This is a genomic window from Streptomyces sp. NPDC060002 (genome assembly GCF_042737245.1).
Taxonomy (GTDB): Bacteria; Actinomycetota; Actinomycetes; order Streptomycetales; family Streptomycetaceae; genus Streptomyces.
Genome location: NZ_JBHWUW010000001.1, coordinates 358421 through 368295 on the forward strand (window position 1 = coordinate 358421; position 9875 = coordinate 368295).

General features: G+C 71.8%; 11 protein-coding genes. 4 read left to right on the forward strand and 7 right to left on the reverse strand.

Annotation, left to right across the window (positions count from 1 at the left end; genetic code table 11):
• Positions 1-189: 189 nt before the first annotated feature.
• On the reverse strand, positions 190-432 hold the full coding sequence (locus ACFWBD_RS01615) for a hypothetical protein (RefSeq protein ID WP_385661070.1): 243 nt from the start codon (positions 430-432) through the stop codon (positions 190-192).
• A gap of 394 nt (positions 433-826) precedes the next feature.
• Complete coding sequence (locus ACFWBD_RS01620; protein WP_385661073.1) at positions 827-1264, reverse strand: hypothetical protein; 438 nt, start codon at positions 1262-1264, stop codon at positions 827-829.
• 276 nt (positions 1265-1540) lie between these two features.
• Here ACFWBD_RS01620 and ACFWBD_RS01625 point away from each other — a divergent pair, with 276 nt between their 5' ends.
• The 3 genes from ACFWBD_RS01625 (at position 1541) to ACFWBD_RS01635 (ending at position 5774) form a co-directional block, all read left to right on the forward strand.
• Positions 1541-3046, forward strand: a complete 1506-nt coding sequence (locus tag ACFWBD_RS01625; protein WP_385661075.1) for a cryptochrome/photolyase family protein — start codon at positions 1541-1543, stop codon at positions 3044-3046.
• A gap of 107 nt (positions 3047-3153) precedes the next feature.
• On the forward strand, positions 3154-4575 hold the full coding sequence (locus tag ACFWBD_RS01630; RefSeq protein WP_385661078.1) for an RICIN domain-containing protein: 1422 nt from the start codon (positions 3154-3156) through the stop codon (positions 4573-4575).
• 290 nt (positions 4576-4865) lie between these two features.
• On the forward strand, positions 4866-5774 hold the full coding sequence (locus ACFWBD_RS01635) for a YihY/virulence factor BrkB family protein (RefSeq protein ID WP_385661509.1): 909 nt from the start codon (positions 4866-4868) through the stop codon (positions 5772-5774).
• 63 nt (positions 5775-5837) lie between these two features.
• Here the strand turns inward: ACFWBD_RS01635 and ACFWBD_RS01640 are convergent, their stop codons facing one another.
• From ACFWBD_RS01640 to ACFWBD_RS01655, 4 genes are all read right to left on the reverse strand, one after another.
• Positions 5838-6005, reverse strand: a complete 168-nt coding sequence (locus tag ACFWBD_RS01640; protein WP_385661081.1) for a hypothetical protein — start codon at positions 6003-6005, stop codon at positions 5838-5840.
• Positions 6006-6182: 177 nt separating this feature from the next.
• Positions 6183-6593, reverse strand: a complete 411-nt coding sequence (locus ACFWBD_RS01645; protein WP_385661084.1) for a nuclear transport factor 2 family protein — start codon at positions 6591-6593, stop codon at positions 6183-6185.
• 1 nt (position 6594) lies between these two features.
• A complete protein-coding gene (locus tag ACFWBD_RS01650) occupies positions 6595-7401 on the reverse strand; it encodes an MBL fold metallo-hydrolase (RefSeq protein ID WP_385661087.1) in 807 nt (268 codons plus the stop codon).
• Between the two features lie 37 nt (positions 7402-7438).
• Entirely contained in the window at positions 7439-7639 is a 201-nt protein-coding gene (locus tag ACFWBD_RS01655) for a hypothetical protein (RefSeq protein WP_385661090.1), read from the reverse strand.
• 197 nt (positions 7640-7836) lie between these two features.
• Here ACFWBD_RS01655 and ACFWBD_RS01660 point away from each other — a divergent pair, with 197 nt between their 5' ends.
• Complete coding sequence (locus ACFWBD_RS01660) at positions 7837-7986, forward strand: hypothetical protein (protein ID WP_385661093.1); 150 nt, start codon at positions 7837-7839, stop codon at positions 7984-7986.
• Positions 7987-8065: 79 nt separating this feature from the next.
• Here the strand turns inward: ACFWBD_RS01660 and ACFWBD_RS01665 are convergent, their stop codons facing one another.
• Positions 8066-9739: an ABC transporter ATP-binding protein gene (locus ACFWBD_RS01665; protein WP_385661096.1), complete on the reverse strand. Its 1674-nt coding sequence runs from the start codon at positions 9737-9739 to the stop codon at positions 8066-8068.
• Positions 9740-9875 lie beyond the last annotated feature (136 nt).

Below are 9875 nucleotides of genomic sequence, written 5' to 3' on the forward strand. Positions count from 1 at the left end.
TGGTGCGGGCGATGCCCTCCGCAGGCGATGGACGTCTCCGTCTCTTCGGCCGACGCGCACCGAGATCACGGCCGATCGGCGAGCGCCCGTATCAGCGGCACCGTCCAACGGCGGGCAGAGCGTCCGACACCAGGAGGTGCGGCTGTCTCGACGCGCGACAGTGGAGGAAAGGGCTCCTCTGGGATGTCTTCAGGCCAGGTCCTGATGGCCGGCCTCGACCGACTGGTCTGCGGCTGCTCCTGGCCTGGCCAGCGGTGTGCCGGAACGGGTGGCGCGCATCAGCACGAGCGCCGTCAACGGTACGAGGGTGAGCGCGGCAGCCACCGTGCCGACCAGCGGTGGCCCTGCCTGCCGCGGTGGTGAGGCCAGGGCGATGCCCGCCACTCCGGAGCCGATGGAGATACCGACGTTGGACGCCGAACCGCGCAGCATCGAGCACTCCCTCAATTCGGCTCCCTGCCTGCTTTCCGCAGGTCAAGGGCTGTGTGCCGTCAGCCTACGGAACAGCGGGCGGGTACCACGGGGGCTCCTTTGCCACGTCGCCTGCGCTCGGAGCGTCCACTGCCGGTGCTCAGGAGCCCGTTGTCGAAGCCGTTGTCAGGAGTGCCCGTTGTAGGGCGCGAGCCACTCCGCGGCGTGGCGGTCGCCGCGTGTGAAGACGACGCCTCCACGTCGGCCTCTCGAAGAGTCGTCGGGATGGCCCGGCGGGTACGCGGCAGGTAGACCGGACCCCGGTCGGGGAAGACGTGCAGGTCGGCGCCGATGACGCCGTAGCCGAACCCGCCGTCGACGCGGACCGTCTGCCGCGGCCCGGTTCCGGGCCGGCTCACGGGGCGGCTCCGGCGCCTCCCGCCTGTCCAGGAGGCGCCGGGTGCACGATGACATTGCCGCCCAGAGCCGCGAAAACCTGTCCGTTGTCCTTGGCCACGTTGTTCTGCACCTGGAGCTGCCGCGTCTCGGGCAACCGCTTCTTGATCTCCTCGGTCAGCTCACGCAGTTCGTCCGCGGCGTCCGGGTACTCGCCAAGGAGCGATTCCAGCTCCAGCATCCACACGGGGAGCAAGCTCTGACGTACCCGCTCGGCGTCGTCGGCCCTCGCGACGAGGGCCTCGTTGTTGTCGAGCTGGGCCTCGATGGCGGTCTGTCGGTCCTCTCCGCGGCGACGGAACAGCTGTGCGACTCCCCCGCGCGCGACCGTCCACGAGTCGGTGGCCATGGCCGCGACGACCGTGGTTCCCCCGGCCAGAATGAGTTCCTCCAGCATCTTGTCCCTCTCCCCGTAACCCAACGACGTTGCCCTGCACGGACATTGTCCCCTCCTTTTGATCCAAGTCCGCACCGGACAGCCGCGTTTCCCCTCCTGCGCAGATCGACTCGAGCGAGGGGTCCGCCCCAGTGAGCTGCCGCGCGGCCCGTTTCACCCGTTCGCCGGGCATCCGCCGTCGCCGTGACCGGTGAAACCTCCAGTACGCACCTCCTCGCACCGCACCAGACCAAACCGCACCCCACCCCACCGGAGTCGCTCCATGAACGCGCGCGTATGACCGGCCTGCACTGGCTCTTCGGCGACCAGCTCGGGCCTCACTTCCTCACGCCCGGTCAGGGCGGCCCGGAACGCGACTCGGCCGTCGTGATGATCGAGGCGCGGTCGGTCTTCCGGCGACGCCGCTTCCACCGGGCCAAGGCGCATCTGCTGCTCTGCGCGATGCGCCACCGGGCCGCGGAACTCGGGGACCGGGTGCACTACGTCAAGGCGGACACCTACCGCGAGGGACTGCGCGAGGCGGTCGGCTCGACCGCGCTGACGGTGCACCACCCCACCTCACGCGCCGCTCTCGGGCTCGTCCGTGCGCTGGACGGCGTACGCGTCCTGCCCGCCCGGGGATTCCTCGTCCCCCAGGAGGACTTCCGGGCATGGGCCGACGGCCACGGGGGCGAACGGCTGCGCCAGGAGGACTTCTACCGCTGGGTGCGTCGAGATCACGACCTGCTGATGAACGGCGCAGAGCCGGCGGGCGGCCGCTGGAACCACGACCACGACAATCGTGAGCCCGCGCCCACCGGCGCCCGTACGCTCGACGCCCCCAAGCCGTACCGTCCGCGCGAGAACGGCATCGACGACGAGGTGCGCCACGACCTCGACCGCTGGGAACGCTCGGGAGAGGTGTCCTTCGTCGGGCGGGACGGCCCACGGCTCTTCCCCGCGTCCCGCCGGGAGGCCCTCAAGGCCCTGCGGCGCTTCGTCGAGTACCGGCTCGCCGGGTTCGGTCCGCACGAGGACGCCATGCTCGCCGGCGATCCCGTGCTCAGCCACAGTCTGCTGTCCTCGTCGCTCAACCTGGGGCTCCTGGATCCGCAGGAGTGCGTCGACCTCGCCGAGGAGGCCTGGCGCCGCGGTGACGCACCGATCAACAGCGTCGAGGGATTCGTGCGCCAGATCGCGGGCTGGCGCGAGTACGTATGGCAGCTGTACTGGTACTTCGGCGAGGACTACCGGCGCAGCAACGCCCTGCGCCACCACGCCCCGCTGCCCGACTGGTTTCTGGAGCTCGACGCGGAGGCGGTCACCGCGCGCTGTCTGTCCACCGTCCTCGCTCAGGTGCGGGACAGCGGCTGGACCCACCACATCCCGCGGCTGATGCTGCTGGGCAGTCATGCGCTCCAGCGGGGATGGGATCCGGCGGCGGTGACCGACTGGTTCCACCGCTGCTTCGTCGACGGCTACGACTGGGTGATGCTGCCGAACGTCGTCGGCATGTCGCAGTACGCCGACGGCGGGCGGATGACGACCAAGCCGTACACCTCGGGTGGCGCGTACGTGAACCGGATGAGCGACTTCTGCGGTCCCTGCGCGTACCGCCCGACGCTACGGGCGGGCGAGAACGCCTGCCCGTACACCGCCGGATACTGGGCGTTCCTGCATCGCCACCGCTCCCGGCTCGAGCACAACCCGCGCATGTCGCAGGCCGTACGGGGGCTCGACCGTCTGACCGACCTCGACGAACTGCTGGAACAGGAACGGCTGCGTGGGGACGAGCCGCCCTGACGGCCCCGCTCACCTGAGCGTCTGCCGGACTGCCGGTGCCCGTCGGGGCAGTGCGGCCTGCCCCGACGGCTCCTGACGGATGCTCTTCGCCCCCGTAGCGTCGAGCAGTGAGCATTTGGACTTCCCTCGAACCCTCCTCCGCCACCGTGGATCCCGGTGGCAGTACGACCGTGCGGCTGCGGCTGCGCAACACCGGTGACGTGGTCGACGAGTACCGCTTCGAACCCATCGGTGACATCGCGCCCTGGACCACGGTGGAGCCCGCCTCCCTGCGGCTGTACCCGGGGACGACGGGGACGGTGGAGCTGACCTTCGCGCCGCCTCGTACGCCCGACGCGACCGCCGGCCCGAACCCGTACGCGGTACGGATCACCCCGACCGAGCATCCGGAGGCGGTGACCGTGCCCGAGGGGAATCTGACGATCGCCCCCTTCACGGAAGTGCGGGCCGAGCTCGTCCCGCCGACGGTGAAGGGCCGTTTCCGGGGGCGGCCGAAGCTGGCTGTCGACAACCTCGGCAACACGAAGCTGACCGGGTCGCTGAGCGGCAGCGACTCCGGCGACCAGCTGTCGTACGACATCCAGCCGGGCAGCTTCCAGATCGAGCCCGGCCGGGCCGCGTTCGTGAAGGCCACGCTGAAGCCTCGGCAGATCATCTGGTTCGGGTCCAGGACGGAACGGCCGTACACCCTCGCGGTGAAGCGGTCGGGGGTGACGCCGCTCACGGTCGAGGGCACCTATGTGCAGCGGAGTTTTCTGCCCGGCTGGCTGGCCAGGACGCTCGGGATCCTCCTGGCGCTCTCGATCGCCGTCGTGATGCTGTGGATCGCCTACAAGCCCAAGGTCACCAGCACCGCCCGGGAGTTGCAGGAGGTCGCCGTCAGCACGCTGTCGCCTTCCCCCTCAGCGCCGCAGGCACCGCCTTCGGCACCTGCCGCGTCCGCGGCGCCCGCCGAGTCGGCCCCGCCTGCCGCGTCGCCCTCGGCACAGGCCGGCGGAGGCGGCGGCTCCGCGTCCCCGCAGGCCAGGAAGAAGACCCCGAGCGTGCTGCCCGCGTCCGACATCATGCTGCGCAACACGACCACCAAGATGTGCGCCGGCCTCCCCGCCGACGACGACACGGATTCGGCGGGCCTGGTGGTGCAGGCCACCTGCGACGAGAACACCGGCGGCACCCAGCGGTGGAACCTGGAGGTGAAGTACCCGAAGCTGGGCCCCGGCGGCTCGGCTCTCTTCCAGATCCGCAACGTCGAGGACCAGCTGTGCGTGGATCTGCCGGACTACGGCGCCAAGCCCATCAGGTCCCCGATCCTTGAGTACACCTGCGCCGGAACGACCGCCGACAACCAGCTGTGGTGGCTCGACAAACAGGACAGCGGCAACTACTGGATCCGCAACTACGCCGGCAACAACGCCTGCCTGGACGTCGCCGGATACAGCACCGGCGGCAACGGAGCCCAGCTCACGCTCTTCACCTGCTCCAACACCGACGACCAGGAGTGGCAGATCATCCGCCCCTCCGATTCCTGAGACGCAGCCCACCCGCTCCGTCGACCTCCGCCCGCCCGAAGAGGGGGAGCCCGCGAGCACGTCCGAGTCCCGGGTCGAGAAAACTGCGGCTCGCCTCGGGGTGTGCGGGAGCGGATCCGGGTGAGAGGTGCAGGGACATGAGCACACGGTTCGTAGGGATGATCACGGGCGCGGCCCTGTCGGCCTCCGGTGGCACGGGACGCCGCCGGAGGCGGACGGCCGCCCTCGACGCACGCACGCCCGCCCGCGCCCCGGCACCCGGACTCCCGACCGGGCTCTCCGGCGCTGCCATGTCCGCCGACCCGTACACCGGCGAGGCACGCCGCACCCTCCGGCCCCGGCTGCCCGCCGCCTGGTGGCCGGCGCTGCGGCGTACCCCGGTGTCCCTGTGGAACGACGACATCACGGACTACGCGGCGGCGCTGACGTACTACGCGATCCTGGCCGTGCTCCCCGCGATGCTGGTCACCGTCCTCGCGTTCGGGCTGATCAGCCCGGACACGGCCGAGGAGTTCGTCACCCACGTCACCGCCTACGCCCCGGCCGAGTCCGGCGCCGACCTGCACGCCGTGCTGTCCCGTGCGCTGGGCGCCGACAGTACGGCCTGGCCGCTGCTGGTGGCCGGCGCGACCAGTGCGCTGTGGTCGGCCTCCAGCTATCTCGCCGTCTTCCGTCGCGCCCTGCACCACATGCACCGGGCCGAGGACCGGCGCTCGCCCTGGCGCAAGGCGCCCCGCATCCTGCTGACCGCCCTCGCCCTGCTGGGACTGCTCCTCGCCGGTTCCCTCGTCCTGCTGCTGACCGGTCCGCTGGCCGAGGCGGCCGGCCGGATCATCGGCGTGGGCACCACCGTGACCTGGGCCTGGAGCGTGCTGCGCTGGCCGCTGTTGCTGTGCCTGGTCGCCCTCCTGGTCGTGGTCGTCTTCCACACCGGTCCGCCGCCGGCCCGCCTGCGCCGGCACAGTCTGCCGGGCGGGGCTCTGGCGGCCGCGCTGTGGCTCGCGGTGTCGGCGGGCTTCGCCTGGTACGCCGCCGGCCTGAACGCGTACAGCAGGCTCTACGGCTCGCTCGCGGGCGTGGTCGTCTTCCTCGTCTGGCTGTGGCTGTCCAACCTCGCCCTGCTGACGGGGGCGCAGTTCGCCGCGGAGATCGCCGGGTCACGCGGTCGGAGCGCGGGGAAGCCTTCCCCTGTGCCGTAGCACTCGTACGGCCGCCCGGGCCCGCTCTCGGCCCCGCTGCCCCCGGCTCGCCGCCGGCCGGGGCTACCGGGGTCGGCAGTGCCGGCCTGTCCGCCGGTTCCCGGTCGTGTCGGTGATGACGGTGTCGAGCTCTTTCCGGGCGCTCACCAGCTCGCCGATCTGCCGGTCGATACGGTCCCGTTCGACGGAGAGCCGGTCGAGCAGCTCCGGCGTGGCCTCACCGTCCACCACGCCCGGCAGCAGCTCCAGGATCGCGCGAGCATTCCCAAGGCGAGGACGAACAGCGCGAGTACGGCAAGGATCCCGAGCTGGAGAACGAGTCTGTCGTCGGTCCCGGGTGCGGCCCGTACGCCGCGGCGCGTGTGCGCTGCGGCGTACGGGTGGTGGTGCGGGTGATGGTGCGGGGGATCAGCGGGTCATCGCGTCGCGGACGAGCGCGGTGTCGACGAACTGTTCGAAGCGGACGATGAGCCCGCCGCGTACGACGAAGTGGTGCGCCACGCGGACGTCGATCGCCTTGGCGGTGGCGTTGTTGGTGGCGGTGTAACGGGCCAGGACGACGACGTTCTCGCCGTCGACGACATAGGTGTCGTCGTGGGCGGTCCAGTCCTTCCAGTCCCGGCCGAGCCGCTCCATCACGTTGGCGGTCACGCCGTCGGGGGTGCGGTAGGTGCCGGCGAGGGGGAAGCCCGCCATCTCGGTCCACTCCACGTCCGGGGCGAGGGTGGCCCGAAGGGCCTCCAGGTCACCTGCCGCGGAGGCCAGGTACTGGCGGCGTACGACGTCGGCGGGGGCGGTGGAAGTCGCGAACTCGCTCATCTCAGCCCCACTTCATCTCGCCCTTGGCGACCTTCGCGCCGATCTGCGCGGCGATCAGCATGCCGTTGTCCGGGTAGCGCTTGACGAGTGCGCCGGTCAGCGCGGCGCCGTCGGCCGCCTTGCCGAGCTCCTCCTCGAAGGTGAGGAGGTACTCGCGGGTGGCGGAGATGGCGGTCGCGTTGGCCGCGGTGCCGGGCAGGCGGTGGCCGGGGACGACCAGTTCGGGCTGGAGGGCGGCCATCTCGTCGAGCAGGCCGATCCAGGCGGCGCGGTCACCGGGGGTGGCGGTGTCGGCGACCCAGACGTGCTCCTGCTGGAAGAGCAGGACACCGCCCAGGAGAGCGCGGTTCTCGGCCTGCCACAGGTAGTGACGGTCGGGCAGCGCGGCCGGGCCGCCCTTGAGCTCGAAGACGTGGCCTTCCAGGGTGAGGTCGCCGATGAGGGGCTGGAGGTCCACCAGGCGGGTGGGCAGGTTGGGGCCGAGGGCCGCCCAGGCCTTGAGCTTGCCCTCGTAGGAGTGCGCGATGTGCTCGATGACGAGCGGGGTCGCGACGAACTTCGCCTCCGGGAAGGCGTCGGCGAGGACCTCTGCGCCGAAGTAGAAGTCGGGGTCGGCGTGGCTGACGAAGACGGTGGTGAGCCGCTTGCCGGAGTCGAGGATCTCGGCGGCCAGGCGGTGGCCGTCGGCGCGGGTGAAGGCGGCGTCGACCAGCAGTGCCTCGTTCTCGCCGGTGACGAGGGTGGCGGTCTTGTTCTTGCTGCCGGCCGGGAAGTCCAGGTCGAGGACCTTGAAGTCGAGCGTGCTCATGGTGGTTCCTTCGGAGGTGGTCGGGGACCGTCGGGTGTCAGGAGGAGCGGGGGGAGGCGAACGCCGCGAGGCGCCGCTCCATGTCGTCCACGTCGAGCTCCGGATGCGGCGAAGTCACCTCGCGGAGCGTCGGGGAGAAGCCGTACGGCCCACCGCGGTGCGCGTCGAGAACGTAGATCGGCTTCATCGAGGACCTCGGCACAGGATGTGTGGTGCCCGCCTGGTGCGAGCGGTTCACCCGACCAACAATACCTGACCAGTCAGATATTCCTCGAGTGGTTCACCTCGCCGGGTCCGGACGGCGAGCCGTCACCGAGACCCCTGGACCGGACCAGGCGGTCAGGTTTCGATCTCCCCCGGCCGAGCCGGCGACAGAAGCGGGTTACCAGCGGTAAGTCCCCGCTGCCCCTCCCCTTTTCACAGGAGTTCCGCTTCGTGCGCCGTCCCTTCGCATGCCTCACGGCCGCGGCCATCACCTGCGCCGGGTTCGTCGCGGCCGCGTCACCCGCCGCTGCCGCGGACCCGGCCTCCGGGTCCTTCAGCGGGACCTGCGGCGGCGACCTCGGGGCCGTCGCCGCCTGGTGATCTGCTCGCCGAGCGCTGACCCTCCGCACGCCGCGCGGGGGGCGGGGGCGGCCCGCCGGCGCGCCGCCCCCGCCCCGCCTCAGCCCGCGACCGCCTCCGTCATCCCGGGCTGGTCGAACTGTGTCCGGTGCAGCTCCGCGTACCGTCCGCCGGTCGCCAGGAGCTCCTCGTGCGTGCCGCGTTCCACCACCCGGCCGGACTCGACGACGAGGATCAGGTCGGCGGCGCGCACGGTCGACAGCCGGTGGGCGATCACGATCGCCGTACGGTCCGCGAGAGCCTCGGCGAGGGCTTCCTGGACGGCCGCCTCGGACGTGTTGTCGAGGTGCGCGGTGGCCTCGTCGAGGATGACGACGCGCTGGCGGGCCAGCAGCAGCCGGGCGATGGTCATGCGCTGGCGCTCACCGCCGGAGAGGCGGTAGCCGCGTTCCCCGACGACCGTGTCGAGCCCGTCGGGGAGGGAGCGGACGAGGTCGTCCAGGCGGGAGCGGCGCAGGGCGTCCCACAGGTCGTCCTCGGTGGCCCCGGGACGGGCCAGCAGGAGGTTCGCGCGGACGCTGTCGTGGAAGAGGTGGCCGTCCTGGGTGACCATGCCGAGGGTGGCCCGCAGGGAGCCCGCGCTCAGGTCACGGACGTCGACGCCGCCGATCCGGACGGCGCCCGCGTCGACGTCGTACAGGCGCGGCAGGAGCTGGGCGATGGTCGACTTGCCGGCGCCCGAGGAGCCGACGAGGGCGACGGTCTGCCCGGGAGCGGCGCGGAAGGAGACGCCGTGCAGGACCTCGGCGCCGCCGCGGGAGTCGAGTGAGGCGACCTCCTCAAGGGAGGCCAGGGAGACCCTGTCGGCGGACGGGTAGCCGAATCGGACGTCCTCGAACTCGACCGCGACAGGGCCCGGCGGCACCTCGCGGGCGTCCGGCTTCTCCTCGATGAGCGGCTTCAGGTCGAGCACCTCGAAGACCCGCTCGAAGCTGACCAGCGCGCTCATCACCTCCACCCGGGCACCGGCGAGGGAGGTCAGCGGGGCGTACAGACGGGTCAGGAGCAGGGCGAGGGCGACGACGGCCCCCGGTTCGAGGGTGCCGTTCAGCGCGAGACGGCCGCCGAGGCCGTAGACGAGGGCGAGGGCCAGGGCGGAGACGAGGGTCAGGGCGGTGATGAACACCGACTGGGCGGTGGCCGTGCGGACGCCGATGTCCCGGACGTGGGCGGCCCGGGCCGCGAACTCCGCCGACTCCTCCTCGGGCCGGCCGAACAGTTTGACCAGCGTGGCGCCGGGTGCGGAGAAGCGCTCGGTCATCCGGGTGCCCATCGCCGCGTTGAGCGTGGCCGCCTCGCGCTGCATGCCCGCCATCCGGCTGCCCATGCGCCGGGCCGGGAGCACGAACACCGGCAGCAGCGCCAGTGCGAGCAGCGTGATCTGCCAGGACAGGGTGAGCATGACGGCGAGGGTGAGCACCAGGGTGACCAGGTTGGAGACCACTCCGGAGAGGGTGTTGCTGAAGGCGCGCTGGGCGCCGATCACGTCGTTGTTGAGTCGGGAGACGAGCGCTCCCGTACGGGTACGTGTGAAGAACGCGACCGGCATCCGCTGCACATGATCGAACACGGCCGTGCGCAGATCGAGGATGAGGCCCTCCCCCAGCGTCGCCGAGAGCCTCCTGCCCAGGATGCCGAGCGCCGCCTCCAGCACCGCGATGACCGCGATGAGCAGCGCCAGGCGGACGACCGCGTCGGCGTCGCCGTGCGACACGATCGCGTCGACGACCCGCCCGGCGAGGACGGGGGTGGGGGGGGGGGGGGGGGGCCCGCGCCCCCCCCCCCCCCCCCCCCACCCCCCCCCCCCCCCCCCCCGCCGGCGGGGCGGGGCCCGGCGGGCGCGCCCACAA